The sequence below is a fragment of the Mycobacterium sp. B14F4 genome (assembly GCF_039871645.1).
Taxonomy (GTDB): domain Bacteria; phylum Actinomycetota; class Actinomycetes; order Mycobacteriales; family Mycobacteriaceae; genus Mycobacterium.
The window spans coordinates 862,833-889,299 of the sequence record NZ_JBDPMF010000002.1 but is presented as its reverse complement, the minus strand read 5'-3'; the positions used below and the strand labels follow the sequence as shown (position 1 = coordinate 889,299).

Below are 26,467 nucleotides of genomic sequence, written 5' to 3'. Positions count from 1 at the left end.
GCTGCGGTTCTGGTTCGAAAAGGGCGCCGACCTCAGCGGCTACACCAAAACCGACCTCAAACGGGTCCAAGACAAACTCAACAGCCGACCCCGACCCACCCTGAATCTCGACACTCCAGCCCAACGCCTAGCCGCCCTCCTCGACCAAGCCGCGTAGCCGCATTGCACTAACCACTTGACTTTGAGCCCGAAATCACCTGCAGACCTTCAGTTTCGGCGAGAAGTCAGGCCGTCCACCACGGGCGCAGCGGCAGCCCGCCGTCGTCGCCGTTGCCGTCCAGCTTGACCGCCAGAACCTGGTGCAGCTGAACCACATTCGTCTCGAAACCCAACCGTGAGCCGGCCATGTAGAGGCCCCACACCTTGGCGGTCGGCAGGCCGACCTCCGCGACGGCCTCGTCCCAGTGCTCGACGAGGTTGCGGCACCAGTCCCGCAACGTCAACGCGTAGTGCCGGCGCAGGTTCTCCTCATGCACCACCTCCAGTCCGACGTCCTGAACCTCGGAGATGATTCGGCCGGACCCGGTCAGCTCACCGTCGGGGAAGACGTAACGGTCAATGAAACCCCCCGCAGTCGGCCCGGTGCGGTTGTCGGGCCGGGTGATGCAGTGGTTGAGCAACAGCCCGCCGGCGCGCATCTTCGACTTGAGGAACCGGAAGTACGCGGGGTAGTTGTGCACTCCGATGTGCTCGGTCAGCCCGATCGAGGACACCGCGTCGAACCCGGACTCGCGTACATCGCGGTAGTCGGCGTGCCGTACCTCGGCGAGGTCGGCGAGGCCCTCCTCGGCGATCGCCTTCTGCGCCCACGCCGCCTGCTCCTTCGACAGCGTCACCCCGACGGCCCTGACCCCATGCCGGGCCGCGTGGCGCACCATGCCGCCCCAGCCGCAGCCGACGTCGAGCAGCCGGTCACCCGGCGACAGCCGCAACTTCTCGAACACCAGGCGGTACTTGTTGTCCTGCGCCTCCTCCAGCGTGGCGTCGGCCTGCGGATAGCACGCGCAGGTGTAGGTCATCGACGGCCCCAGCACCCATTCGTAGAACCTGTTGGACACGTCGTAGTGGTGATGGATCGCCTCGGCGTCACGGGTTCGACTGTGCCGCAACCCTTCTGCGATACGACGCCAGCGGGGCAGGGCCTCCTGCGGCGGCGGGGCGATCGGCTTGAGGTGCTCGATGCCGATGGAGCGCACGATGTCGACGAGCACGCGCGCCGGTGGGCGCTTGAAGTCCATCTTGTCGGCCAGCGCCTTGAGCAACTCGTACGGGTCGCCGGGATGCACACCGCGCGCTTCCAGATCGCCCGACACGTACGCCCGCGCCAGGCCGAGATCGCCCGGCGCCGTGGCCAGATACGTGGTGCCGCGCGGCGTCAGCAGGTCCAGGCCGACGGGCGCGTCGTCGGGTCCGGCCGAGCTGCCGTCGTACGCGGTGAACTTCAGCGGCAGTTGACCCGCCGCGAAGATCTCGAGTATCTCGGCAAGCGTCAGCTTGTGTTCATGGGTGGCCGAGGGTGCCGTGCCTTCTCTGAACGTCGTCATCAGTGTCCTCCGCTCTTCGCGCTAGCGCTCATCAGTGTCCTCCGCTCTTCGCGCTAGCGCTCATCGCCGTTGCACCGCCTTCGCATACAGGTTGAGGAGTCGCGAATCTGGGTCGTATGTCTTTTTTACGGTCTTATAGGTTTCTCCACCATAGAGTTCGTCGAACTCCTCGGCGCTGTAGTAGGCGTCGGAGTACAGCGACTTGTGCCCGTCGAGTTTGCTGACCTTGCGCTCGATCAGCTTGTTGGTGTGGCCCTCCTCTGGTCCGGCGGGCACCGAGGACCAGAACCCGACGTTGACGTAGGTGTGGTGCGGCCGGATCGGATACAACGGCCACCCGCCGGCGTCACGAAGCCGCAACGGGCACAACCAGATCGGCTCGATGGGCACGTTGGCCAGGAACCAATCCAGGAACTCGGTTACCCGTCCGATCGGCACCTCGACGTCCTGCACGACACGCTCACGCAGCGGCGTGTCTGGCCTGACGACACTGCGCTTCTCGATGCGGTCGGCGATGTCGAATCGCTGGTCGTAGCCGATGAGCTTCCAGTAGAAGCTGCTGCGCCGGTACCGCCGAGGCCAGAACCGGCGGATTCTCGGATTCTGCGCGCCGAACGCCCGTGAACACCAGAACCAGTCGGTGTCCCATCGCCACAGGTAGTCGTGGATCGTCAACCGGTCGTGCTTCTCGCCGTCCTCGTGTTGTATCGAGCGGTAGTAGATCTGCTGGCCGGTGTAGTCGCTGACCGGCCCGGCAGTGGCACTTCGGAAGCCCAGCGTGAGGTAGCTTTCGCCGGCGGAGAACACCACGCCGTCCAGGTAGTCCACCGGGGTGCCGTCGTGCCCGCCCGTCTCGATGATGCGTTCCATCTTGGCGACCAGGTCGGCCAGCGAGTCGAATCGCAGGTGCCGCAACGCCACGAACGGCTTCACCGGCTCCAGCTCAATCTTGATTCGTACCGAATAGCCAAGCGTGCCATAAGAATTGGGGAAGGAGCGAAAGAGGTCGGCGTGCTGGTCGGCCGAGGCGGTGACGACATCGCCGGTGCCGGTGAGGATGTCCATCTCGAGCACCGACTCGTGCGGCAGGCCGTTGCGAAACGATGCGGATTCGATTCCGAGCCCGGTCACCGCACCGCCGAGGGTGATCGTCTTCAGTTGCGGAACCACCAGCGGCGAAAGGCCGTAGGGCAGCGTGGCCGCGACGAGATCCTCGTATGTGCACATGCCCGCCACATCGGCGGTGCGCGCCTCGGGATCGACGGCGATGACGCTGGTCAGACCCGAGACGTCGAGCCCCTTGGCGGTCGTCTTGGCCCGCGCCCGGAACAGATTCGACGTGGGTTTGGCCAGCCGGACGGTTGCGTCCGGCGGGATCTCGCGGTAGCTGGCGATGAGCCGCCGCACCCCCGCGGTGTGACGAGCACGTGCGTCAGTCTCGGCAGCGGACACGGATATACGCTAGTCCGCGGTCGCATCCGACGCGACCGCATCAACGCCGACACCGAGGAGCTTGCAGGAGATGGGACAGGTCAGTGCGTCAAGCACGGTCTTGATCGACGCGACGCCGGAGACCGTGTTGGCGGCCGTCGCGGACTACGCAGGCGTCCGCCCGAGGATCTTGTCGTCGCACTACAGCGAGTACCGGGTGCTCGAGGGCGGGCAGGGTGCGGGCACCGTCGCGAGTTGGAAGCTGCAGGCGACCAAGAAGCGGGTGCGCGACGTCAAGGCCACCGTCGACGTGGCAGGTCACACGGTCATCGAGAAGGACGCCAACTCGTCGATGATCACGAACTGGACCGTCGCCCCGGCGGGCCCCGGCTCGTCGGTCACGGTCAAGACGTCGTGGCAGGGCGCGGGCGGCATCGGCGGGTTCTTCGAGAAGACGTTCGCACCGCTGGGGCTGCGCAAGATCCAGGCCGAGGTGCTGGAGAACCTCAAGAAAGAGGTCGAGTCGGCACGCTGAGTCGCTAACGGGTCGATTGCACGCACCTGGTGCGGGGAATCAACCCGTCAGAGCGCAAGAGGCCCCTAACTGACTCCCAGGAAGCCCGCGATCCCGCGGACGACGGCGTCGGCGTACTTCTGCCTGCCCTCGGGCGTCTTCATCAGCGCGGAGTCGACGGGATTCTTCATGTTCCCGAGTTCGACCAGGATCGACGGGTACTGCGCGAGGTTGAGCCCGGCGATGTCGGACCGCGGGTTCAGCCCGCCCGATCCGATGTAGGTGGACGGCACGAAGCCCGCCGCCTTCAGTTGGTCGCGCATGATCGCGGCGAGCTGGGGAGACGGCCCGGCCTGCGCGTCGTTGAGCGGCGGGGCCGAGTACAGGACGTGGAACCCGCGTCCGGTCGGCGGCCCGCCGTCGGCGTGGATGCTCACGATCGCGTTCGGTTTGAGCGAGTTGGCCAGCGCAGCGCGCTCGTCGACGCAAGGTCCGAGGCCGGTGTCGTCGCCGCGCGACATCGCAGTGCGCACGCCCAGCGCGGACAGCGCCTGACGGACGCGCAGCGTGGTCTCCCAGGCGAAGGTGTGCTCGGGATAGCCGTCGTCGGTCGAGGTGCCGCTGGCCTGGCAGTCCTTGGTGCCGCCGCGGCCGGTCGGCACCTGCCTGCTGATCGAGGCGTCGTTGGAGCCGTTATGGCCGGGGTCGAGGAACACGACCTTGCCCGCGATGTTGGCGGGTGCGGCGTTCACCGGTCCGGCGAGCGTCGAGGCGACGACGAGTGATCCGGCGGCCACCGCGGCGCAGACACGCACTGCTCTGGTGGCCCCGACACGCAGGCGGGCAGGCACGGGCGTCACCGTAGCCGCATCCACGACTACGCTGAAAGGCCAAACCGCCGCACGCGGCCGAGGTGAGACCAAGTCGAAACCGATACGCAAGGGGACTGTCATGCAACCCGGAGGCCAACCCGATATGTCGGCCCTGTTGGCGAAGGCTCAGCAGGTGCAGCAGCAGCTGATGGAGGCACAGGAGGCGCTGGCCAACTCCGAGGTGCACGGTCAGGCCGGCGGCGGTCTGGTGCAGGTGACGATGAAGGGCAGCGGCGAAGTGGTGGCGGTGTCGATCGACCCGAAGGTGATCGATCCGGCCGACCCCGAGACGCTGCAGGACCTCGTCGTCGGCGCGATCGCCGACGCGTCCAAGCAGGTCACCATCCTCGCCCACGACCGGCTCGGGCCGTTGGCCAGCGGGATGGGCAATCTCGGTCTGCCGGGAATGTAATTGTCCTTCCATGTTTGAAGGACCCGTCCAGGATCTGATCGACGAGCTCGGCAAGCTGCCCGGCATCGGGCCGAAGAGCGCGCAGCGGATCGCCTTTCACTTGCTGTCGGTCGAGCCGCCGGACATCGACCGGCTGACCGCTGTGCTGAACAAGGTGCGCGACGGGGTCATGTTCTGCGCGGTGTGCGGCAATGTGTCCGACGCCGAACGCTGCCGCATCTGCTCCGATCCGAGGCGCGACGCCTCACTGGTGTGCGTCGTCGAGGAGCCCAAGGACGTGCAGGCAGTTGAACGCACCCGCGAGTTCCGCGGGCGCTACCACGTGCTGGGCGGGGCGCTGGATCCGTTGTCGGGGGTGGGGCCCGATCAGCTGCGAATCCGCGAGCTGCTCAACAGGATCGGCGAGCAGGTGGACGGGGTCGACGTCAGCGAGGTGATCATCGCGACCGACCCGAACACCGAGGGCGAGGCCACCGCGACGTATCTGGTGCGGATGCTGCGCGACATCCCGGGGCTGACCGTGACCAGGATCGCCTCGGGGCTGCCGATGGGCGGGGACCTGGAGTTCGCCGACGAGTTGACGCTGGGCCGCGCGCTGGCCGGCCGCAGGGCGATGGCCTGAGGAGAGGATCTATGCCCGACGAGGAGTTCAAGGTCGAGGTCGAGCTCGGCAGCCACGAGCACCGGCTCTCCTTCTGGGAGAAGCTGCGCGCGCTCGACCTCGACGACGACGCCCGCAAGCGGCTCGGGTCGCGGGTGACGGTCACGCGCAACGGCGACCGCATCCAGCTCTACACCCGCACGCTGGCCGATGCGCAGGAGGCCGAGCGCACGGTGCGCGGGCTGGTCAGCGACGACCACGTGAGCGCGCAGTACACCGTGAGCCGGTGGGACGCCGCCGCGCAGGAATGGGTGGATCCCGCCAGTGGGCAGGAGGTGCACGACGATGCGCGCGAGGCGCCCACCCCGGACCCGAGCTACGTGATCCTCGAGGCCTACAAGCCGCACTTCCTGCGCGACCTGGGCCTGTAGCGCTTCTGCTGGAATTTCATCTCGGCGACATGTCGGTGCCTTGAGGCACGATGCGGGGCATGGTTGAGGTCATTCTCGGCGGGGAGGCCGTCGCGGCGGGTGTGGTGACGCGCCATCAGCTCAGGACGTCGTACCGGGTGGTCTACCGCGGGGTGTACGCCGCGAACGGGCGCGAACTCACGCTGCGAGACCGGGCCATCGCGGCGTGGCTGGCCACCCGACGCAAGGGGGTCGTCGCGGGAGTGGCGGCCTCGGCCCTGCACGGCGCCTCGTGGGTGGACCCGGCACAGCCCATCGAGGTGGCCGGTGTGAAGTGCCGTCCGCAGGACGGGCTGGTCCCGCGTACCGAACGCATCGCCGACGACGAGGTCACCCGGGTGTTCGGCCTACCCGTGACCACCGTGGCGCGCACCGCGTTCGACGTCGCGCGACATCTCGACCGGCCGGCTGCGCTGGCGCGCCTCGACGCGATGATGTGGGCGCAGCCGTTCGGTGTCGACGACGTCCGCGCGCTGGCGAAGCGGTATTTCCGGGCACCCGGCAGCCGCCAACTGCGCGAACTGCTCACGCTCGTCGACGGGGGAGCGGGGTCGCCGTGGCAGAGCCGCACCCGCCTGCGGTTGATCGACGGCGGCTTCCCGCGCCCGCAGACCCAGATCCCGGTGCTCGCGGGTGGGCAACCGGTCGACCATCTCGCGATCGGCTGGCCGGAGTACCGGGTCGCGGTCGAACACGGCATCAAAGACGTTGCACGGCAACGCATGCTGGAGGCACTCGGCTGGCTGGTGATCCGGATAGCCGGCGAGGACCGGCCGCAGGACTGGCTGCCGAAGGTGGAAGCGGCGCTGGCGAATCGCGGCTGCTTCGTCGAGATCACCCAGGCGGCGTGACCGCTACACCCGGCGCGGGGCGGCCAGGCGTTCGGCGCGCAACCGCTCCACCTCGTCGAGCTCCAACGGCGACAACTCGCCGACGACGCGGCCGAGCAGGTGATCGGCCAGCTCCGGATTGCGGGCCAGGCACGGCCCGTGCAGATAGGTCGCGACGACGCTGCCCTGCACCGCACCGTCGTAGCCGTCACCGGCGCGGTTGCCCGCCCCGCTGATCACCTTGGCCAGCGGCTGCGCATCGGCGCCGAGAACCGTTCCGCCGCGGTGGTTCTCGAAGCCCGTCAGCCGCTGCGACAAGCCGGGCAGCAGCGGCTGGGACACCACCTCGCCGATCGTGCGCTCCTTCTGGGGCGAGGTGGTGACGTCGAGCAGGCCGACACCCTCGACCCGTTCCCCCGTCGACGTCTCGTACCAGTGCCCGAGCACCTGGATGGCCGCGCAGATCGCCAGCACGGGCGCGCCCCGCCCGGCGGCCTGCTGCAGACCCGGATACCGCAGCAGATGCTTCGTCGCCAGTCGCTGGGCGTAGTCCTCCGCACCGCCGAGCGTGTACAGGTCGAGTTCGGCGGGTACCGGATCGGACAGCGTGATCTCGATGACCTCGGCGTCGATGCCTCTGAGCCGCAGGCGCTGTCGCAACACGACGGAGTTGCCGCCGTCGCCGTACGTGCCCATCACGTCGGGCAGCACCAACCCGATCCGCACCGTCGACTCACGCACTGGGCAACCGCCTGTTCAGCTGCAGGAACGCCGTGTAATTCGCGATCACCTCGACGTGTCCCGGCGGACAGGACGCGATCGCCGACAGCGTGTCGTGCACCAGGGTGTGCTCGACGCCGGCGTACCCCAGCCGCACCGCCAGGTCGGTGCCGCGTTCGCCCGCGGCCACCACGTGGGTGTCGTCGAAATGCTCGAAGCGGACGTCCCACAGCCACGACAGGTCCTCACCGTCGGGCACCTGCCCGTTGACCGAGATCACCACGCCGGCACCGTGCTTGTCGACCATCGACAGCGCCTCCTGCCAGCCGGCCGGGTTCTTGGCCAGCAGCACGCGCACGGTGTGCTGGCCGAGGCGCACGGTGCGGTACCGCCCGGCGACCTCGTCGACCGCCGACACCGCCTCGACCGCCGCGGCCGGGTCGGCGCCCATCGTGACCGCGGCCGCCACCGCCTGCGTCGCGTTGCCGCGGTTGACCGTGCCGGGCAGCTTCAGCGTCATCGGCATCGAAAACCCGTCGGGCCCGTGGATGTCGGTGTCGTCGAACCACCACTGCGGCTCAGGCCGCTTGAAATCCGTTCCTGTCGAATACCATTCGCGACCGTCGCGCACAATGACCTCACCCGAGCGCGGGCAGCTGACCGAGTCGTTGGCCCAGCTGCCGCCCGCGGCCACCCACACCACCTTCGGGCTGTCGTAGGCCGCCGACGTCATCAGCACGTCGTCGCAGTTGGCGATCACCACCGCCGAGGGGTGACGGGCCAGCCCGCCGCGCAGCGTGCGTTCGATGAGGTTGATCTCGCCGACGCGGTCCAGTTGGTCGCGCGACAGGTTCAACAACACGAGGACTTCCGGGTCGGTGGCATCGGCCACGTGGGGCACGTGCATCTCGTCGACCTCGAGGGCGGCCAGCGACGCGTCGCGCGCGCCGGCCAGCGCGGCCACCAGGCCGGCGTCCATGTTGGCTCCGGTGTCGTTTGTCGCCACCGTCGGATGTCGCCGGCTGCCCGGCTCCGCCGCGATCGTGCGCAGCGCCGCCGCGACCATGCGGGTGGTCGTCGACTTGCCGTTGGTTCCGGTCACCACGACCGTGCGGCGGCCGGCGCCGAGTTGGCGCAGCAGCGACTTGTCGAGGGCCAGCGCGACGAGGCCACCGATCATCGCGCCGGCGCCGCGGCCGGTGACCCGCGACGCCCATCGCGCCCCTGCGCCCGCCGCCAGCGCGACGCGTCCACGAGTGGTGACCATCGCAGAGCAGTTTAGGGAGCCGACACGCATGCCGGCGATCCGGCGAGGTCCCGGCATTGTCACTGCACCGTGCCATTCTGACGAAGTGAGCCAAACTGGAGCCGGATATCGCCGGCCGAGCGGCTCCTGGGGCCGGCCGGCGACGGAGACCGGCGCGGGCTGGGCGGTCGTCGACGTGGAGACGACGGGTTTCCGGCCGGGGCAGGCTCGCATCGTCAGCATCGCCGCACTGGCCCTCGGCGACGACGGCAACGTCGAGCAGAGCCTGTACAGCCTGCTCAACCCCGGTGTCGATCCCGGGCCCACCCATGTGCACGGCCTGACCGCCGAGATGCTCGAGGGGCAGCCGACGTTCGCCGACATCGTCGGGCCCCTCCTCGAAGTGCTCGACGGGCGCACCCTCGTCGCGCACAATGTCGGGTTCGACTACTCGTTCCTGGCAGCCGAGGCCGAACTGGCGCGCGCCGAACTACCGACCGAGACGGTGATGTGCACCGTCGAGCTCACCCGCCGGCTCGACCTGGGCACGGAGAACCTGCGGCTGGAGACGCTGGCCGCGCACTGGGGCATCACGCAGATGAAGCCGCACGATGCGCTCGACGACGCGTTGGTGCTCGCGCAGATCCTCAAGCCCGTGCTGGTGCGGGCACGTGAGCGGCGGGTCTGGCTGCCGGTGCATCCGGTGACACGCCGAAGCTGGCCGAACGGGCTCGTCACGCACGACGAGCTGCGCCCGCTCAAGGCGGTGGCCTCTCGGCTGCCGTGCGCGCACATGAACCCAGGGCGCTTCGTCGCGGGGCGGCCGCTGGTGCAGGGCATGCGGGTGGCGCTCTCGTCGGAGGTCGAGCGCACCCACGAGGAGCTCATCGAGCGGATCCTGTACGCCGGACTGGCCTACACCGACACTGTCGACCCCGAGACCTCGCTGATCGTCTGCAACGAGTCCGAGCCCGGGCAGGGCAAGGGATACCACGGCACCGAGCTGGGTGTTCCGCTGGTGAACGACGCAGACTTCATGCGCCACCTCGACGCCGTCGTCGGCGGTAGCGGCATCGAGGAGTTCACCGACCCCACGCTTGCCGGCGACCAGTTCGCCCTGTTCTGAGATGGCAGGCCACCGCATCACCCTGGTGGACGCCGCGACCGCTGGCGTCGTCTTCCGGCTCTCGCTCGTCGACGCGCCTCGGTGACGCTCGGCAGGATAAGAGCCGATGGCACCCAATCCGGAACGGCGGAACCGGATCCTCGACGCCGCGATCGACATCCTCTGCGATGACGGCGTCGGAGGTCTGACGCACCGGCAGGTCGACAGGCGCGCCGACGTCCCGCCGGGCACCACGTCGAACTACTTCCGCACGCGGCGGGCGCTGCTGGAGGCGACGGCGTCGCGCACGGTCGACCTGCACTGGCAGCGTGTCGAGGCGCTGAGATCGTCGGTCGGCCCGCTGTCGCGGAATGCGCTGCAGGCGTTGCTGGTTCGCATGCTCGAACCCGACGAGGAATTTCGCCGCTGGACACTGGCGCGGTTCGAGCTGTTCATGGAGAGCACTCGGCGTGAGGAGTTGCGGCCGCTCATGGGTGAACTCCAGGCGGCCGCGGTGAAGTCGGCGACGCTCCTTATCGAGGCCGCCGGCTTCACCCCGGCGCCGGAGAGGATGGACGAACTCAGCAGGCTGCTCAACGGGCTTGTGTTCAGCAACCTCACCATCACGCCGCGCGCATTCGATGCCGCCGGTCTTGTGGACCGGCTGCTGAGTGCCTTCCTCGACTCAGGGGCTAGCGCGCGGCCCGGTTGACCGCCGACACCACCGCACGCAGCGACGCGGTGGTGATCGACGTCGCGATGCCGACGCCCCACACGGTCCTGCCGCCGATGGACGCCTCGACGTACGCGGCGGCCTGGGCTTCTTCCCCCGCCGACAGCGCGTGCTCGGAGTAGTCCAGCACCGAGACGTCGATCCCGATCGCGCCCAACGCGTCGACGAACGCCGCGAGCGGACCGTTGCCCGCTCCGACGATCTGGCGCTCGACACCGTCGACCTTCACCACTGCCTCGATCGTGTCGGTGCCGCCGTCGACCTCGGACGCGGTCACCTTCTGCCGGATCCGCTCCAGGGGCCGCACGGGCGTCAGGTACTCCTCGGCGAAGACGTCCCACATCTCCTTGGGCGACACTTCGCCGCCCTCGCCGTCGGTGATCTTCTGGATCGCCTGGCTGAACTCGATCTGCAGCCGGCGCGGCAGCACCAGGCCGTGGTCGGCCTTCATGATGTAGGCGACCCCGCCCTTGCCGGACTGCGAGTTCACCCGGATGACGGCCTCGTAGGTGCGGCCCACATCGCGCGGGTCGATCGGCAGATACGGGACCTGCCAGAGGATGTCGTCGACATCGGCGTCCTGCTCGTCGGCCGCCACCTTCATCGCGTCCAGCCCCTTGTTGATCGCGTCCTGGTGGCTGCCGGAGAACGCGGTGTAGACCAGATCGCCGCCGTACGGATGGCGTTCGTGCACCGGCAGCTGGTTGCAGTACTCCACGGTGCGCCGGATCTCGTCGATGTTGGAGAAGTCGATCTGCGGGTCGACGCCGCGGCTGAACAGGTTCATGCCCAGCGTCACCAGGCAGACGTTGCCGGTGCGCTCACCGTTGCCGAACAGGCACCCCTCGATGCGGTCGGCACCGGCTTGGTACCCCAATTCGGCTGCGGCGACCGCAGTTCCGCGGTCGTTGTGCGGATGCAGGCTCAAGATGATGGCCTCGCGCGGGGTCAGGTGCCGGTGCATCCACTCGATCGAGTCCGCGTAGACGTTGGGGGTGGCCATTTCGACGGTGGCGGGCAGGTTGACGATCAGCGGCACCTCGGGGGTGGGCTCGATGATCTCGGCGACCGCGTTGCAGACGTCGACCGCGTATTCCAGTTCGGTACCGGTGTAGGACTCCGGGCTGTACTCGAAGCGCCACTTGGTGTCCGGGTACTTCCTGGCCTCCTCGACGCACATCCGCGCACCGTCGGTGGCGATGGTCTTGACGGCGTCGCGGTCGGCGCGAAACACCACGCGCCGCTGCAGGATCGACGTCGAGTTGTAGAAGTGCACGATCGCGCGCGGTGCGCCCTGGCACGCCTCGAACGTCCGCTCGATCAACTCGGGCCGGCACTGGGTCAGCACCTGGATGGTGACGTCGTCGGGGATGGCGCCCTCGGTGATGATCTCGCGGACGAAGTCGAAGTCGGTCTGGCTGGCCGACGGGAAGCCGACCTCGATCTCCTTGTAACCCATGCGCACCAGCAGGTCGAACATGCGGCGCTTGCGGGCGGGGCTCATCGGATCGATCAGGGCCTGGTTGCCGTCGCGCAGGTCGACTGCGCACCACATCGGCGCGCGGTCGACGACCTTGTCCGGCCAGGTGCGGTCGAAAGGAACCGGTACTGAGCCCAACGGCGGGCTCCCGCCCGGTACCTCTTGGGCGAACGGGCGGTAGCGGCCGACGGGCATCGCGGTTCCGCGCTGGGTGTTCCATGCCGGCTGGCCGGGGTTCGGCGGGCCGGAGGGCTGATGGATCTGGCGTGCCTCAGCAGACCACGCGAACGCGTCGGGTGAATCTGGTGCGGGTTTCGAGAAGGTGGTCACGATGGTTGCTCCGGGGGTAGTCGAGGGACCTCAGAAAGGTCGAGACCGGCGCATCGCGAACACCCGCGACGGGAAGCCGGTCCGATCAGACCCCGTCGCGGCTGCCGAGAAGGAGCACCCGCTGCACGACGGCAACTGTACTCCGGGAGACGTCCAGCGACCAAATGCGCCCCTTCGGCCGCGAGCGCACAGCCAGGTACAGTTTCGGGCCCCGAATCTGTACAAGGCTGAGCGCTCGCCGAAGAACTACATCTGCGCGTTAAGAGTCCGGCGCTGGCTAGAGTGCGAGCGGTGATGAGGCTTGATCGACGGTGGTGGATCGCCATCGGCGTCGGGGTCGTGACGCTGATCGCGCTGCTGTACACCGTGATCCGCCAGCCGCCGGAGGAGTGCCGCCCGGTCGCCGACCTGATGGAGTTCAACAGGTCTTCGGGTGAGGCCATCGCAGCGAGGAGCGAGGGTGCCGAGGGGCTGCCGAGCGCGGCCGACGAGATCGCCTATCAGCAGTGGGCCGACGGCCTGGCCGAACGGGCGCGCAACATCGATGCCCGCGAGCTGCGCTTCACTGCCGTCGAGGTCGCCGACCTAGCCGGCGAGTTCGTGCAGAAGCTGCCCGAGCTGCGCTCCGCGTCGGCCGCGCGGGCACCCGGCGCCCCGACCCCGCAGGTCGTCTACGAGATGGCCGCGCTCGACGACCAGATTCAGCGCAAGCTCGCGGAGCTCGCGGACGCCTGTTCGGGCTGAGCCTCTTGCGCCGAGCGGCCACTCATCGCGCGGAAACAAGCCCACAACGCGGGATAACTGGCCACTGAGCAGGGGGCGCCACCGGCGGGAAAAATCGAGTGCGCCCAACCCTTATCCTTGGTGGGATCTTCCCCCAGTTGAAAGGCATGGTCAGTGGCGCTCGTCGTGCAGAAGTACGGCGGATCCTCGGTGTCGGACGCCGAGCGGATCCGTCGCGTCGCCGAGCGGATCGTCGAGACGAAGAAGCAGGGCAACGACGTCGTCGTGGTCGTCTCGGCGATGGGTGACACCACCGACGACCTGCTCGACTTGGCCCGCCAGGTCAGCCCCGCGCCGCCCGCGCGGGAGATGGACATGCTGCTGACCTCGGGTGAGCGCATCTCCAACGCCTTGGTCGCGATGGCGATCGACTCGCTGGGCGCGCAGGCCCGCTCGTTCACCGGATCGCAGGCGGGCGTGATCACCACCGGCACGCACGGCAATGCCAAGATCATCGACGTCACACCCAGCCGGCTGCGGTCCGCCCTCGACGAGGGACTGATCGTCCTCGTCGCCGGTTTTCAGGGGGTCAGCCAGGACAGCAAGGACGTGACGACGCTGGGCCGCGGTGGGTCGGACACCACGGCGGTCGCGCTGGCCGCGGCGCTGAACGCCGACGTGTGCGAGATCTACACCGACGTCGACGGCATCTTCACCGCCGACCCGCGCATCGTGTCGAACGCCAAGCACCTGGACGCCGTGTCATTCGAGGAGATGCTCGAGATGGCCGCGTGCGGCGCCAAGGTGCTGATGCTGCGCTGTGTCGAGTACGCCCGCCGCTACAACGTGCCGATTCACGTGCGCTCGTCGTACACCGACAAGCCCGGCACCCTCGTCAAAGGATCGATAGAGGACATCCCCATGGAAGACGCCATTCTCACCGGAGTCGCCCACGACCGCAGCGAGGCCAAGGTCACCGTGGTCGGCCTGCCCGACGTTCCGGGTTACGCCGCCAAGGTGTTCCGCGCGGTCGCCGACGCCGACGTGAACATCGACATGGTGCTGCAGAACATCTCCAAGATCGAGGACGGCAAGACCGACATCACCTTCACCTGCTCGCGTGACAGCGGTCCGGGAGCCGTCGAGAAGCTGACCTCGCTGCAGAGCGAGATCGGGTTCTCCAAGGTGCTCTACGACGACCACATCGGCAAGGTGTCGCTCATCGGCGCGGGGATGCGCAGTCATCCCGGGGTCACCGCGAGGTTCTGCGAGGCGCTGGCCGAGGTCGGGGTCAACATCGACCTGATCTCCACCTCCGAGATCCGGATCTCGGTGCTGATCAAGGACACCGAACTGGACAAGGCCGTCGTCGCGCTGCACGAGGCGTTCGGCCTCGGCGGCGACGAGGAAGCGGTCGTCTACGCGGGAACGGGACGGTAGCGCATGGTTTCGATCGGTGTCGTGGGCGCGACCGGTCAGGTCGGCCAGGTGATGCGAACACTGCTGGAGGAGCGCGACTTCCCCGCGAGTTCGGTGCGGTTCTTCGCGTCCGCACGCTCGCAGGGCCGCAAGCTGCCGTTCCGCGGGCAGGAGATCGAGGTCGAGGACGCGGCGACCGCCGATCCGTCGGGTCTGGACATCGCATTGTTCTCCGCGGGCGCGACGATGTCGCGGGTGCAGGCGCCGCGGTTCGCCGAGGCCGGCGCCGTCGTGATCGACAACTCGTCGGCGTGGCGCAAGGACCCCGACGTGCCGCTGGTGGTCAGCGAGGTGAACTTCGCTCGCGATGCCGGTCGCAGGCCGAAGGGCATCATCGCCAACCCGAACTGCACGACGATGGCGGCGATGCCGGTGCTCAAGCCGCTGCACGACGAAGCGGGTCTGGTGCGGATGATCGCCTCGACGTATCAGGCGGTGTCGGGCAGCGGGATCGCCGGCGTGGAGGAGTTGTTCGGCCAGGCGACCGCGGTCGTCGGCGACAGCAGGGATCTGGTCGCCAACGGTAGCGCGCTGGCGTTCCCCGAGCCGTCGAAGTACGTGGCGCCGATCGCGTTCAACGTCGTCCCGCTGGCGGGTGCGTACGTCGACGACGACTCCGGCGAAACCGACGAGGACCAGAAGCTGCGCAACGAGAGCCGCAAGATCCTCGGCATCCCGGATCTCGCGGTGAGCGGGACCTGCGTGCGGGTGCCGGTGTACACGGGTCACTCGCTGTCTCTGAACCTCGAGTTCTCGCAACCGCTTTCCGTGCAGCGGGCCAAGGAACTGCTGGCCGGTGCGCCCGGCGTCGAGCTGGTCGATGTGCCCACTCCGCTGGCCGCCGCGGGCGTCGACGACTCCCTGGTGGGCCGTATCCGCCAGGATCCGGGCGTTCCCGACGGCCGCGGCCTGGCGCTGTTCGTGTCCGGCGACAACCTGCGAAAAGGTGCCGCGCTGAACACCATTCAGATCGCCGAACTGTTGGCCGCCGAGCTCTAGCCGCGGCGAGATTGCAGCTACGCAGACAAAGTGCGAGCGACCGCCTGCGTGAGTGCAATCTCAGCGGTGCTGGCCGTGCTCGGCGCCCCGGTGGCCCTGGCACAGCCGGCCCCGATTCCCGATCCGGTGCTGCCGCCGCTGGCGCCCGGGCAGGTGCTGCGTATCGGCCCGACCGCCGGAACGGGAACGCCCACCCGCGATTACGGCATCGGCGCGACCGACCTGTGCGAGTTCATGGAGTTCTCCAGCGGGATCCTGCAGGTGTGCGGAGACAGCTTCGTCGGGCAGGGCGTCGGTTTCGGGGGGTGGTACTCGCCCATCGCGTTGCACGTGGAGACCGAGTCGATCGACGATCCGGCGGGCGTGCGCTACGACGGCGTGACCGGTGTGGACAAACCGCTGCTGGCCGAGCCGACCCCGCCCGGCACCTCGCAATTGCCCGCCGGAGTCGTGCAGATCAACCGCGAGAACTACATGCTGGTCACCACCGTCCGGGACCTCGAACCGGTGTCGTCGCGGCTGGTGAAAGCCGATGCGGCACAGGGCAGTTGGCCGACGGTGCCGGGTTCGGAGCGCGAGGCGTCGTTCGCCGACGGGCGGCAGTCGCAGATCAGCGGCTATTACGACCCGATCCCGCGGCCGGACTCCGAGCGCGGGTGGGTGTACATCGTGGCCAACAACTTCGACCGCAGCGCACCGCTGGTGCTCTACCGGGCTACCCCGCAGGATTTTCCCGACCGTGCGAAGTGGCAGGGCTGGTCGGCGTCGCTGGGCTGGGGCCGACCGCCGACGCCGCTGTGGTCGGACTGGGTCGGGGAGATGAGCATCCGGCAGGTCGACGGCGAGGCGGTGCTGTCGTACTTCAACGCCACCACAGGCAACATGGAGATGCGGGTGGCCGACGACCCGACCTTGTTGGGTAGCGCGCCGGTGACGACGGTCGTCGTCGCGACGGACTGGCCGGACCCGGTCGAACACCTGGGGCCGCCGGAGAACAACCGGCTGGCCCAGCCGTACGGCGGGTACATCTCGCCGGGGTCGACGCTCGACGAGGTGCGGGTGTTCGTCAGCCAGTGGAACACCGGTCCGCGCGGTGGATCGCCCTACCGCGTCATCCAGTTCGCGGTGAACCCGTTCAAGCCGTGACGTGGGTCCACCCCGGCCGGGATCCGCTGTGATCCGAGGGGTGGTTGCCTCCAATAGGCTGACCACAGCGCGGATTTCGACGTCACCGGACTTGGTAGTCGATCTCGCCCGGGGTGGATACAGCTTTCTAGCGCATCGATCGTGCATCGATCAATGGCTCCGGCGACATCAGGGTCCAAAGTCCTCTACTTTGAGGACCCCGGGGGCTCACAGCTGATTCATAGGCAAAACATGACCGGCACATTGGATCGGTTCACAGAATCGGGGTCATGACCGAACCAACGTCGTCCCCGTCCGAACCAGCGACGGATCCCGTCGCGACAACACCGCCGCCGCCCGTACCGCCCACCTACGCGGAGTCGCCGCGCCGGTCCCGCCTGACCACCATCGCCGCCTGGGTCGGCATCGTCGCCGGTGTGGTCTTCATCGTCGCCGTCGTCTTCTTCTCCGGGTTCGTCCTCGGCAAGAACGCCGACGGACCGCGCGGCGGCGGGCATCGTGGCGATCACGACGTCGCGATCTTCCACCGGGGCGGGCCGCCGCCGATGTTCCCGATGGGACCCCGTGGCGAGTCCGAGCGCCCGCCGTTCGGCGGCCCCGGTGGTCCGGGGATGCAGCCACCCCAATCGCCGCGGTCGCCTGGCGCTCCGACCACCACGGCACCCGCGCGACCGTAATCGTTCGACTCGAGGGCCCGGCGTCACGTCGGGCCCTCGGGCAGTGCTGACCCACGCAGGACAAGACTGGTCAAACCGCCTTTCACATGGGCCTATCCGCTCGACGCTTAGCGGCGTAGGGTTCGCCTGTACCACAGGCCCGCGAACCATTCACCTTCGGCGCCAGGGTCCGCGTTGCGTAGCTGTGGCAACCGGCGCCGGGCAACGAGTGAAGGGAACTCGCATGACCAGTGCCTCACGCATCCGACGACTTGTCCAGGCGGCCGTTGTCGCGAGTGGGTTAGCCCTCGCGGCGGGTCTGTTCACCTCTCCCGCGAACGCGGACTACAAGGAACAGGACTTCGCAGCGTGCCTGGAGCGCGACATGCCCACGGACTACTGCTGCGAACACGCCGGGGGCGTGATGCGCACCGGTGCGTGTATCGATCCGGAAACCCTCAAGAATGCCGTCGACGCCGGCAACCCGGCGCCGCCGCCCAACCGGATTCCCGACGTAACGGGTCCGCAGTTGACCGAAGTCGATCCAGGCCCCGCCCCCGTCTGCAACCTGCCGTTTGGCTGCAACAACGCTCCCCCGGCAATTGCGGTTAATCCGGCCCCCTGAGCCCGCCGCGGCGAGGATGACGTTGGGCCCGGGAGGTCCCCGCAGCCCATTCTTTGTTGAAGTGCGCGCTGGCCGGTCAGCGATGGGCGTTGGTCGGCGGGCCAGACCCGATCGGGCATGGCGAGATTCGCCGCAGTGAAACGGGACTTGCGGCCCTACTCATCGGGCGCGCGAGTCTGCGATGTTTGGAATCGATCCACTCAGGGGGATTCACCACGAGGCGGCTCAGTCCATATGCCACCCCATTCGAGGAGATGATCCGGCGATGACCGAGAAGTACACGACGAACGACGCAGGCAACCCGATCCCGAGCGTGGAGCACTCGCTCACCGTCGGCCCGGACGGCCCGATCCTGTTGCACGATCACTACCTGATCGAGCAGATGGCGAACTTCAACCGGGAGCGCATCCCCGAACGCCAACCCCACGCCAAGGGCGGCGGTGCGTTCGGCCACTTCGAGGTGACCCAGGACGTCAGCGAGTTCACCAAGGCCGCGGTGTTTGAGGCCGGCACCAAGACCGACACCTTGATCCGGTTCTCGACCGTCGCAGGCGAGCGCGGCAGCCCGGACACCTGGCGCGACCCCCGCGGTTTCGCGCTGAAGTTCTACTCCACCGAGGGCAACTTCGACATCGTCGGCAACAACACCCCGGTGTTCTTCGTGCGCGACCCGATGAAATTCCAGAACTTCATCCGCTCACAGAAGCGCATGCAGGCCACCAACCTTCGCGACCACCACATGCAGTGGGACTTCTGGACGTTGTCCCCCGAGTCGGCGCATCAGGTCACCTGGCTGATGGGCGACCGCGGCATCCCCAGGACGTGGCGGCACATGAACGGTTACTCCAGCCACACCTACAGCTGGCTCAACGACGCCGGCGAACTGTTCTGGGTCAAGTACCACTTCAAGACCGACCAGGGCATCGAGTTCCTCACCCAGGAAGAGGGCGATCAACTGGCAGGCGAGGACGGCGACTATCACCAGCGCGATCTGTACACCTCGATCGAGGCGGGCAACTTCCCGAGCTGGACGCTGCACGTCCAGATCATGCCGTTCGAGGACGCCAAGACCTACCGTTTCAACCCGTTCGACCTGACCAAGGTGTGGCCGCACGGCGACTACCCGCTGCACGAGGTCGGCCGACTGACGTTGGACCGCAACGTCACCGACTACCACACCGAGATGGAGCAGGCCGCGTTCGAACCGAACAACATCGTGCCCGGAACCGGCCTGAGCCCGGACAAGATGCTGCTGGCCCGCGGGTTCTCCTACGCCGACGCACACCGGCACCGGCTCGGCGTCAACTACAAGCAGATCCCGGTCAACGAACCGAAGGTCGAGGTTCGCGCGTATTCCAAGGACGGTCCGATGCGCATCCGCAACGTGACCGACCCCGTCTACACACCGAACTCGATGGGCGGCCCCGAGGCCGATCCCCGGCGCGCGGCCGAAGTGCACTGGGCGTCCGACGGCGACATGGTGCGCACCGCCTACACCTTGCGCCAGGACGACGACGACTGGGGCCAGGCCGGCACGCTGGTTCGCGAGGTGCTCGATGACGACGCGCGGGAGCGGTTGGCCCACAACGTGATCGGGCACGTGTCCAAGGGTGTGCGGGAACCGGTGCTGTCGCGGGTGTTCGAGTACTGGCGCAACGTCGACGCCGACCTGGGCAAGGCCATCGAGGAAGGGGTTCGGGCCAAGGCCAACGGCGACGGGAACTGAGCCGGGCGCCCCGCCGTCTTCGGGGCGGTGGGGGGAGATCGACGAGCCCGGGCTGGCATGATCGAGCCCATGAGCATCGAAGTCGTTTTCACCTCGGAGTCAACTGCAACCGGTGGTGGCCGTGAAGGCCACGTGAAGTCCTCGACCGGAAAGATCGACCTGGACACCAACCATCCGAAGGAGATGGGCGGTAGCGGCGTGGGCACCAACCCCGAAGAGTTGTTCTCGGCCGGCTACTCCGCCTGCTTCCTCGGCGCGCTGCGGTTGGTGGCCAAGAACAACGACATCACGCTCGACGACGCCAGCGCCATCACCGCTCAGGTCGGATTCGGCAAGGACCCCGCGGGCGGCTTCGCCATCAACGCCCATCTGATCGGCTACCTGCCGGGCCTCGAGCAGGGTGCCGCCGACGACCTGATGAACAAGGCCCACGAGGTGTGCCCGTACTCGAAGGCCACCCGCGGCAACATCGACGTCAAACTCTCGGCGAAGGTCTGACCGACGATGCCCCGACGGCGGCGGAGCGGCCGGTGGAAACCGGCCGCCGTCGCCGGCGTCGGCGTGGCCATCGGCCTCTCGGCGGTGGCGCCCGCTGATGTCGCCTCCGCCCGCCCCTCGGACCCGGGTGTGGTGAACTACGCCGTGCTCCCGAAGGGCTCGGTGGGCAACATCGTCGGCGCCACAATGCGTTTCGAGTCGACGTTCACCGAACCGTTTCAGGCCTTCTCCGTCGACAACCCGGTCTGCAACAACTGGGCCGACATCGGTCTACCCGACGTCTACGCCGACCCCGACCTCGCGTCGTTCAACGGCGCCGTGACGCAGGAGTCGCCGACCGACGCGACGCACCTCGTCAAGCAGGCCGTCGGGGTCTTCGCCACCAACGACGCGGCCGAGCGCGCGTTCCGCCGCGTCGTCGATCGCACCGTCGGCTGCAGCGGTCAGACCACCGCCATGCACCTGGACAACCTCACCACGCAGGTGTGGTCGTTCACGGGCGGGCCCGCCACGGCGGCCGACGCCGACTGGGTCAAGCTGCAGGCGGGCACGGACCGGCGCTGCTTCACCACCACCCGGAAACGGGAAAATGTTTTGTTGCAGGCCAAGGTGTGCCAATCTGGCAACGGCGGTCCAGCGGTGAATGTCCTGGCCGGCGCAATGCAGAACACCCTTGGGCAATAGCGGGCGGTCGGGAGTCGAGTTCCGGTAACGAAGGCGTCATCCAAAAATCGCGGGACTTTGTCGGTGTCCTCTGGAAGATGGACTGAAGCGGGGGACCGATCCAAACCCGGAAGGGGATGGTTGAGATGACCTTCACCATCACGTCCGAGGTGGACGACGCACACCCACCCGAAGCCGCATCTCCGGAGTTGACCAGCGCCTACAGCGCCGCGCTGCACGTCGGAGGCAACTGCCTGACCGACGGTCCGGCCGGCCGGGTCGGGTTGGAGATCGAGGCGCACTGCTTCGATCTCGCCGACCCGATGAAGCGGCCCGCGTGGGACGAGCTCACCGGGATCATCGCCGATCTCCCCGAACTGCCCGGCGGCAGCAGGGTGACCGTCGAACCCGGCGGCGCCGTCGAACTGTCCGGCCCGCCCATGGCGGGGCCGCTGCCTGCGATCACCGCAATGACCGCGGATCGCACCGTGCTGCGCGCAGCGTTCGCCCGGGCGGGGCTGGGCCTGGTGCTGCTAGGCGCCGACCCGGTGCGCCCACCCAAGCGCGTCAACCCGGGCGCCCGCTACAGCGCGATGGAGACGTTCTTCGACGCCAGCCACACCGGTGCCGCCGGTGCGGCGATGATGACGTCGACGGCGTCGGTGCAGGTGAACATCGACGCGGGCCCACGCGACGGCTGGGCAGACCGGGTGCGGCTGGCCCACGCCCTCGGCCCGACCATGATCGCGATCGCCGCCAACTCGCCGCTGCTCGGCGGGCAGTTCTCCGGCTGGCGCTCGACGCGGCAGCGGGTGTGGAGCCAACTGGACTCCGCCCGATGCGGCCCGATCCTCGGCGCCAGCGGCGACGACCCCGCCAGCGACTGGGCCCGCTACGCACTCAAGGCGCCGGTCATGCTCGTCAACGACGCCGCGACCGGGGAGGCCGAGCCCGTCACCCAGTGGGTTCCGTTCGCCGACTGGGCCGAGGGCCGCGTGCTGCTCGGGGGGCGCAGACCCACCGAGGCCGACATCGAGTACCACCTGACCACGTTGTTCCCGCCGGTGCGGCCACGCCGTTGGCTGGAGATCCGCTACCTCGACAGCATGCCCGAGGCCGTGTGGCCGGCGGTGGTGTTCACCCTCGTCACCCTGCTCGACGATCCGGGGGCCGCCGAGCTGGCCGCCGAGGCGACCGAGTCCGTCGCCACGGCCTGGGACCGTGCGGCACAGCTCGGGCTCGGCGACCGCAGGCTGCAGGCCGCCGCTCAGCGGTGTGTCCAGAGCGCCGCCGAGCGCGCGCCCGCCGAACTCGAGGAATCGATGCAGCAGTTGGTGCGTTCGGTCGACCAGGGACGGTCTCCGGCCGACGATTTCGCCGACCGGGTCGTCACGTACGGGATCGCGCCCGCGGTCGCTCAACTTGCACAAGGGGAGATGTGACGTCACGCGAAACGATCGCGCGCGAACTGACCCGGGCCCGGGACCGCACGCTGCGGCTGGTCGACTTCGACGATGCCGAGCTGGGCCGCCAGTACAGCCCGTTGATGAGCCCGCTGGTGTGGGACCTCGCGCACATCGGCCAGCAGGAGGAGCTGTGGCTGCTGCGCGACGGCAACCCGGACCGGCCCGGAATGCTCGAGCCCGGCGTCGAGCGTCTCTACGACGCGTTCGAGAACTCCCGCGCCAGCCGGGTCGATCTGCCGCTGCTGCCGCCGTCGGACGCCAGGGCGTACTGCGGCACCGTCCGCGACAAGGGGCTCGACCGGCTGGACGCGTTGCCCGACGACGACTCCGGGTTCACCTTCGCGCTGGTGATCAGCCATGAGAACCAGCACGACGAGACGATGCTGCAGGCGCTGAACCTGCGCACCGGTGCGCCGCTGCTCGACGCGGGTGCGCCGCTGCCGGCGGGACGCGCCGGTGTCGCGGGCACATCCGTGCACGTGCCGGCCGGCGAATTCGTCCTCGGCGTGGACGCGGTCGGTGAACCGCACTCCCTCGACAACGAACGTCCCGCGCACGTCGTCGACGTACCCGCCTTCCGGATCGGCCGCGTGCCGGTCACCAACGGCGAGTGGCGGCGATTCGTCGACGACGGCGGCTACGACGACCCGCGGTGGTGGTCCGAGCGCGGCTGGGCGCACCGGCAGGACGCCGGTCTGCGCGCACCGCAGTTCTGGAACGACGGACACCTTGCCGGCACCCGGACCCGCTTCGGCCACGTCGAGGACCTGCCCGCCGACGAACCCGTCCAGCACGTCTCGTATTTCGAGGCCGAGGCCTACGCGACATGGGTCGGGGCCCGGCTACCCACCGAAGTGGAGTGGGAGAAGGCATGTGCTTGGGACCCGGCGGCCGGTGCGCGTCGCCGCTACCCCTGGGGATCGTCCGAACCGACGGCGCACCTGGCCAACCTCGGCGGCGACGCGCTGCGGCCCGCCCCGGTCGGCGCCTACCCGGCGGGGGCGTCGGCGTATGGCGCCGAACAGATGCTGGGCGACGTGTGGGAGTGGACGTCATCGCCGCTGCGGCCGTGGCCCGGCTTCACGCCGATGATCTACGAACGCTATTCGGCGCCGTTCTTCGAAGGTGTCGGGGCCGGCGACTACAAGGTGCTGCGCGGCGGATCGTGGGCGGTCGCGCCGAGCATCCTGCGGCCCAGCTTCCGTAATTGGGACCACCCGATCCGGCGGCAGATCTTCTGCGGTGTTCGCCTGGCGTGGGACGCCTGATGTGCCGGCATCTGGGTTGGCTCGGCGAGCCGGTTTCGGTGGCCTCGCTCGTGCTCGAGCCCGCCAACGGGCTACTGGTGCAAAGCTATTCGCCGCGCCGGCAGAAGCACGGGTTGATGAACGCCGACGGGTGGGGCGTCGGCTTCTTCGACAACGGCACACCGAGGCGCTGGCGCAGCGCGACGCCCCTGTGGGGGGACGCATCGTTCGCGTCGGTGGCGCCGGCGCTGCATAGCGGATGTGTGGTCGCCGCCGTGCGGTCGGCCAGCATCGGCATGCCGATCGAGGCGACGGCCTCCGCGCCGTTCAGCGACGGACACTGGCTGCTGTCCCACAACGGTCTGGTGGACCGTGCGGCGCTGCCCCTGGCGCCGCGCGCCGAGTCGACCAACGACAGCGCACTGCTGGCCGCGCTGGTCTTCGACCGGGGCCTCGACGCGCTCGGTGACACCATCGTCGAGGTCGCCGCCGCCGATCCCAACGCGCGGCTGAACATCCTCGCCGGCAACGGAACCCGGCTGCTGGCCACGACGTGGGGCGACACCCTGTCGGTGTTGCGCCGACCCGACGGCGTCGTGCTGGCCAGCGAACCCTACGACGACGACCCGGGCTGGCAGGAGATCCCCGACCGCCACCTCATCCGCGTGCAAGCCGCCTCCGGCGTCGAACTGATCCCGCTGAAAGGATCGTCATGACCCTCTCGTTGTCGAACTACCTGTCCGCCGACTCGGCCGCGGTGGCGCTGCGCCGGGACGTGCTCGACGGGTTGACGCAGTCACCGAAGTCGTTGCCGCCGAAGTGGTTCTACGACTCCGTCGGCAGCGACCTGTTCGACCAGATCACCCGGCTGCCGGAGTACTATCCGACGCGCACCGAAGCGCAGATCCTGCGGGACACCTCGGCCAAGATCGCCGCGGCGTCCGGCGCCGACACGCTGGTCGAGCTCGGCAGCGGCACCTCGGAGAAGACCCGCATGCTGCTCGACGCGTTGCGCGACAGCGGGTCGCTGCGGCGGTTCATCCCGTTCGACGTCGACGCGAGCGTGCTCACCTCTGCCGGTTCGGCGATCAGCAGCGAGTATCCCGGTATCGAGATCGACGCCGTGTGCGGTGATTTCGAGGAGCACCTGGACCGGATCCCGCGGGTCGGGCGGCGGCTGGTCGCGTTCCTCGGGTCGACGATCGGCAACCTCACCCCGGGTCCGCGCGCAGACTTCCTCGCCGCGCTGTCGGACGCCCTGCGGCCCGGCGACTCCCTGCTGCTGGGCACCGACCTGGTCAAGGACACCGGCCGGCTCGTGCGGGCCTACGACGACAGCGCGGGTGTGACCGCGCGGTTCAACCGCAACGTGCTGGCCGTGGTCAACCGCGAACTGCGGGCCGACTTCGACCTCGACGCCTTCGAGCACGTCGCCAAGTGGAACGCCGACGAGGAGCGCATCGAGATGTGGTTGCGCGCCAAGGACTCTCAGCGAGTCACGGTGCGTGACCTCGAGTTGACCGTCGACTTCGCCGACGGCGAGGAAATGCTCACCGAGGTGTCGTGCAAGTTCCGGCCCGACGGTATCGCGGGTGAACTCGCCGCCGCGGGCCTGCGGCGCACGCACTGGTGGACCGACGCCGCCGGTGACTTCGGGCTCTCGCTGTCGGTCAAATGAGCATCGCCGAACAATGGCGGGCGGCGCGACCCGCCGTCGCAGGCCTGCATCTCGACAGCGGGGCCTGCTCGCGCCAGAGCTTCGCGGCGATGGATGCGGTCGGCCAGCACGCGCGTCACGAGGCCGAGGTCGGCGCGTACGTCGCCGCCGAGGCCGCCGCGCCGGTGCTCGACGCGGGCCGCGCGGCGATCGGCGCGCTGACCGGACTCGACGCATCCGGGGTCGTCTTCACCACCGGCGCCAACCACGCGCTGGACCTGCTGCTGTCGGCCTGGTCGGGACCGCGCACCCTGGCCTGCCTGCCCGGCGAGTACGGACCGAACCTGGCCATCATGTCCGCCAACGGTTTCGACATCCGTCCCCTACCGGCCGACTCCGACGGCCGCCTCGACGTCGACGCGGCCACCCGGTCGCTGGCGAAGGATCCGCCCGCGCTGGTGCATCTGACCGCGCTGGGCAGCCATCGCGGTGTGGCGCAACCCCTCGCCACCCTGGCCGACACCTGCCGTGGCCTGAACGTGCCGCTCGTCGTCGACGCCGCGCAGGCGCTGGGGCATCTCGATTGCGCGGTCACCCCGTCGGTGATCTACGGCTCGTCGCGCAAGTGGATCGCGGGACCGCGCGGGGTGGGCTTCCTGGCCGTAGCGCCGGAGTTGACCGAGCGGTTGCGCCCGCGGCTGCCGCCGCCGGACTGGAACTTGTCACTGTCGGTGATGCAACGCCTTGAGCATGGCGAGGCGAATGTTGCCGCGCGCGTTGGGTTTTCGGTTGCGCTCGGCGAGCATCTGGCGGCGCGCCCGGTGGCGGTGCGGGTGCGGTTGGCCGAAGTCGGCCGGATGACCCGCGAGACGCTGGCCGGCGTCGAGGGCTGGCGGGTGGTCGAGGCGCCCGAAGAACCGACGGCCATCACCACGCTCGCGCCGACGGAGGGCGCGGATCCGCAGAAGGTGCGGGCCTGGCTGATCGCCGAGCGCGGCATCGTCACCACCTACGCCGAACAGTTGCGCGCGCCGTTCGAGATGACCACGCCGGTGCTGCGGGCCTCACCGCACGTGGACGTCAGCGTCGAGGAACTCGAGCAGTTCGCCGAGGCGCTGGCCGCGGGCACCGCGCAGGTGTGACCGCACCGGTGCCTTAGCGATGTGCATCCGCGCTCAGGGCGGGGGCTCGTCGAACCGACCTGTCGTACAGGCAGCGAGAAGAAACCGCGACTGCACGCCCGGCGGCGGTGCCAGACCCGGCAGCCTGCACCGACCGCTATGCCGCTGACTAG

General features: G+C 68.8%; 27 protein-coding genes and 1 pseudogene. 22 read left to right on the top strand and 6 right to left on the bottom strand.

Annotated elements, in window-relative coordinates:
• Positions 1–157, top strand: a pseudogene (locus ABGB19_RS09660) (IS30 family transposase); the annotation flags it as partial.
• A gap of 67 nt (positions 158–224) precedes the next feature.
• Here ABGB19_RS09660 and ABGB19_RS09655 read toward each other — a convergent pair.
• Together ABGB19_RS09655 and ABGB19_RS09650 are read right to left on the bottom strand one after the other, a co-directional pair.
• Complete coding sequence (locus ABGB19_RS09655) at positions 225–1,544, bottom strand: class I SAM-dependent methyltransferase (RefSeq protein WP_347685625.1); 1,320 nt, start codon at positions 1,542–1,544, stop codon at positions 225–227.
• A 60-nt stretch (positions 1,545–1,604) separates the two neighbouring features.
• Entirely contained in the window at positions 1,605–2,996 is a 1,392-nt protein-coding gene (locus tag ABGB19_RS09650; protein WP_347685624.1) for an FAD-binding oxidoreductase, read from the bottom strand.
• A gap of 70 nt (positions 2,997–3,066) precedes the next feature.
• Between ABGB19_RS09650 and ABGB19_RS09645 the strand changes: the two genes are divergently transcribed.
• Positions 3,067–3,510: an SRPBCC family protein gene (locus ABGB19_RS09645; protein ID WP_347685623.1), complete on the top strand. Its 444-nt coding sequence runs from the start codon at positions 3,067–3,069 to the stop codon at positions 3,508–3,510.
• A 65-nt stretch (positions 3,511–3,575) separates the two neighbouring features.
• Here ABGB19_RS09645 and ABGB19_RS09640 read toward each other — a convergent pair whose 3' ends face one another.
• On the bottom strand, positions 3,576–4,340 hold the full coding sequence (locus tag ABGB19_RS09640) for an Rv3717 family N-acetylmuramoyl-L-alanine amidase (protein ID WP_347685622.1): 765 nt from the start codon (positions 4,338–4,340) through the stop codon (positions 3,576–3,578).
• 100 nt (positions 4,341–4,440) lie between these two features.
• Here ABGB19_RS09640 and ABGB19_RS09635 point away from each other — a divergent pair, with 100 nt between their 5' ends.
• Genes ABGB19_RS09635 through ABGB19_RS09620 form a run of 4 tightly spaced genes read left to right on the top strand, consistent with a single transcriptional unit; the run spans position 4,441 to position 6,695 of the window.
• A complete protein-coding gene (locus ABGB19_RS09635) occupies positions 4,441–4,773 on the top strand; it encodes a YbaB/EbfC family nucleoid-associated protein (protein ID WP_347685621.1) in 333 nt (110 codons plus the stop codon).
• A gap of 10 nt (positions 4,774–4,783) precedes the next feature.
• Positions 4,784–5,395, top strand: a complete 612-nt coding sequence (gene recR, locus ABGB19_RS09630; protein WP_347685620.1) for a recombination mediator RecR — start codon at positions 4,784–4,786, stop codon at positions 5,393–5,395.
• A gap of 11 nt (positions 5,396–5,406) precedes the next feature.
• Entirely contained in the window at positions 5,407–5,805 is a 399-nt protein-coding gene (locus ABGB19_RS09625; RefSeq protein WP_347685619.1) for a hypothetical protein, read from the top strand.
• A gap of 59 nt (positions 5,806–5,864) precedes the next feature.
• A complete protein-coding gene (locus ABGB19_RS09620) occupies positions 5,865–6,695 on the top strand; it encodes a hypothetical protein (RefSeq protein WP_347685618.1) in 831 nt (276 codons plus the stop codon).
• Positions 6,696–6,698: 3 nt separating this feature from the next.
• Here the strand turns inward: ABGB19_RS09620 and ABGB19_RS09615 are convergent, their stop codons facing one another.
• Together ABGB19_RS09615 and ABGB19_RS09610 are read right to left on the bottom strand one after the other, a co-directional pair.
• The gene (locus tag ABGB19_RS09615) at positions 6,699–7,415 is read right to left on the bottom strand and encodes a glutamine amidotransferase (protein ID WP_347685617.1); all 717 of its coding nucleotides are present in this window, start codon (positions 7,413–7,415) and stop codon (positions 6,699–6,701) included.
• Complete coding sequence (locus ABGB19_RS09610) at positions 7,408–8,661, bottom strand: Mur ligase family protein (RefSeq protein WP_347685616.1); 1,254 nt, start codon at positions 8,659–8,661, stop codon at positions 7,408–7,410. The genes ABGB19_RS09615 and ABGB19_RS09610 overlap by 8 nt, the downstream gene beginning before the upstream one ends.
• An 85-nt stretch (positions 8,662–8,746) precedes the next feature.
• Here ABGB19_RS09610 and ABGB19_RS09605 point away from each other — a divergent pair, with 85 nt between their 5' ends.
• Both ABGB19_RS09605 and ABGB19_RS09600 read left to right on the top strand, forming a co-directional pair.
• Positions 8,747–9,766 carry a DEDDh family exonuclease gene (locus ABGB19_RS09605; RefSeq protein ID WP_347685615.1) on the top strand — a complete coding sequence of 340 codons (1,020 nt, stop codon included), beginning with the start codon at positions 8,747–8,749 and terminating at the stop codon, positions 9,764–9,766.
• 106 nt (positions 9,767–9,872) lie between these two features.
• The gene (locus tag ABGB19_RS09600) at positions 9,873–10,457 is read left to right on the top strand and encodes a hypothetical protein (protein WP_347685614.1); all 585 of its coding nucleotides are present in this window, start codon (positions 9,873–9,875) and stop codon (positions 10,455–10,457) included.
• On the opposite strand, the gene leuA is transcribed toward ABGB19_RS09600, so the two are convergent.
• The gene (leuA, locus tag ABGB19_RS09595; protein WP_347685613.1) at positions 10,438–12,288 is read right to left on the bottom strand and encodes a 2-isopropylmalate synthase; all 1,851 of its coding nucleotides are present in this window, start codon (positions 12,286–12,288) and stop codon (positions 10,438–10,440) included. The two genes, ABGB19_RS09600 and leuA, sit on opposite strands and share 20 nt — an antisense overlap.
• A gap of 294 nt (positions 12,289–12,582) precedes the next feature.
• On the opposite strand from leuA, the gene ABGB19_RS09590 reads away from it, so the two are divergent.
• The 14 genes from ABGB19_RS09590 (at position 12,583) to egtE (ending at position 26,315) form a co-directional block, all read left to right on the top strand.
• Complete coding sequence (locus tag ABGB19_RS09590) at positions 12,583–13,032, top strand: hypothetical protein (protein ID WP_347685683.1); 450 nt, start codon at positions 12,583–12,585, stop codon at positions 13,030–13,032.
• 153 nt (positions 13,033–13,185) lie between these two features.
• Positions 13,186–14,451 (top strand): aspartate kinase, encoded by a 1,266-nt coding sequence (locus ABGB19_RS09585; RefSeq protein WP_347685612.1) that lies wholly within the window; start codon positions 13,186–13,188, stop codon positions 14,449–14,451.
• 3 nt (positions 14,452–14,454) lie between these two features.
• Positions 14,455–15,489: an aspartate-semialdehyde dehydrogenase gene (locus tag ABGB19_RS09580; protein WP_347685611.1), complete on the top strand. Its 1,035-nt coding sequence runs from the start codon at positions 14,455–14,457 to the stop codon at positions 15,487–15,489.
• 48 nt (positions 15,490–15,537) lie between these two features.
• Positions 15,538–16,635: a DUF4185 domain-containing protein gene (locus ABGB19_RS09575; protein ID WP_347685610.1), complete on the top strand. Its 1,098-nt coding sequence runs from the start codon at positions 15,538–15,540 to the stop codon at positions 16,633–16,635.
• A gap of 269 nt (positions 16,636–16,904) precedes the next feature.
• Positions 16,905–17,312 carry a hypothetical protein gene (locus tag ABGB19_RS09570; RefSeq protein WP_347685609.1) on the top strand — a complete coding sequence of 136 codons (408 nt, stop codon included), beginning with the start codon at positions 16,905–16,907 and terminating at the stop codon, positions 17,310–17,312.
• 223 nt (positions 17,313–17,535) lie between these two features.
• The gene (locus ABGB19_RS09565; protein WP_347685608.1) at positions 17,536–17,916 is read left to right on the top strand and encodes a hypothetical protein; all 381 of its coding nucleotides are present in this window, start codon (positions 17,536–17,538) and stop codon (positions 17,914–17,916) included.
• A 265-nt stretch (positions 17,917–18,181) separates the two neighbouring features.
• Positions 18,182–19,642 carry a catalase gene (locus tag ABGB19_RS09560; RefSeq protein WP_347685607.1) on the top strand — a complete coding sequence of 487 codons (1,461 nt, stop codon included), beginning with the start codon at positions 18,182–18,184 and terminating at the stop codon, positions 19,640–19,642.
• A 69-nt stretch (positions 19,643–19,711) separates the two neighbouring features.
• Positions 19,712–20,140 (top strand): organic hydroperoxide resistance protein, encoded by a 429-nt coding sequence (locus ABGB19_RS09555; protein ID WP_347685606.1) that lies wholly within the window; start codon positions 19,712–19,714, stop codon positions 20,138–20,140.
• A gap of 6 nt (positions 20,141–20,146) precedes the next feature.
• The gene (locus ABGB19_RS09550) at positions 20,147–20,824 is read left to right on the top strand and encodes a sensor domain-containing protein (RefSeq protein ID WP_347685605.1); all 678 of its coding nucleotides are present in this window, start codon (positions 20,147–20,149) and stop codon (positions 20,822–20,824) included.
• Positions 20,825–20,949: 125 nt separating this feature from the next.
• Positions 20,950–22,245, top strand: a complete 1,296-nt coding sequence (gene egtA / locus ABGB19_RS09545; protein WP_347685604.1) for an ergothioneine biosynthesis glutamate--cysteine ligase EgtA — start codon at positions 20,950–20,952, stop codon at positions 22,243–22,245.
• Positions 22,242–23,537 carry an ergothioneine biosynthesis protein EgtB gene (gene egtB / locus ABGB19_RS09540; protein ID WP_347685603.1) on the top strand — a complete coding sequence of 432 codons (1,296 nt, stop codon included), beginning with the start codon at positions 22,242–22,244 and terminating at the stop codon, positions 23,535–23,537. The genes egtA and egtB overlap by 4 nt, the downstream gene beginning before the upstream one ends.
• A complete protein-coding gene (gene egtC / locus ABGB19_RS09535) occupies positions 23,537–24,232 on the top strand; it encodes an ergothioneine biosynthesis protein EgtC (protein ID WP_347685602.1) in 696 nt (231 codons plus the stop codon). Before egtB ends, egtC begins: the two co-directional genes overlap by 1 nt.
• Positions 24,229–25,194: an L-histidine N(alpha)-methyltransferase gene (gene egtD, locus ABGB19_RS09530; protein WP_347685601.1), complete on the top strand. Its 966-nt coding sequence runs from the start codon at positions 24,229–24,231 to the stop codon at positions 25,192–25,194. The genes egtC and egtD overlap by 4 nt, the downstream gene beginning before the upstream one ends.
• Entirely contained in the window at positions 25,191–26,315 is a 1,125-nt protein-coding gene (gene egtE / locus ABGB19_RS09525) for an ergothioneine biosynthesis PLP-dependent enzyme EgtE (RefSeq protein ID WP_347685600.1), read from the top strand. The genes egtD and egtE overlap by 4 nt, the downstream gene beginning before the upstream one ends.
• Positions 26,316–26,467 lie beyond the last annotated feature (152 nt).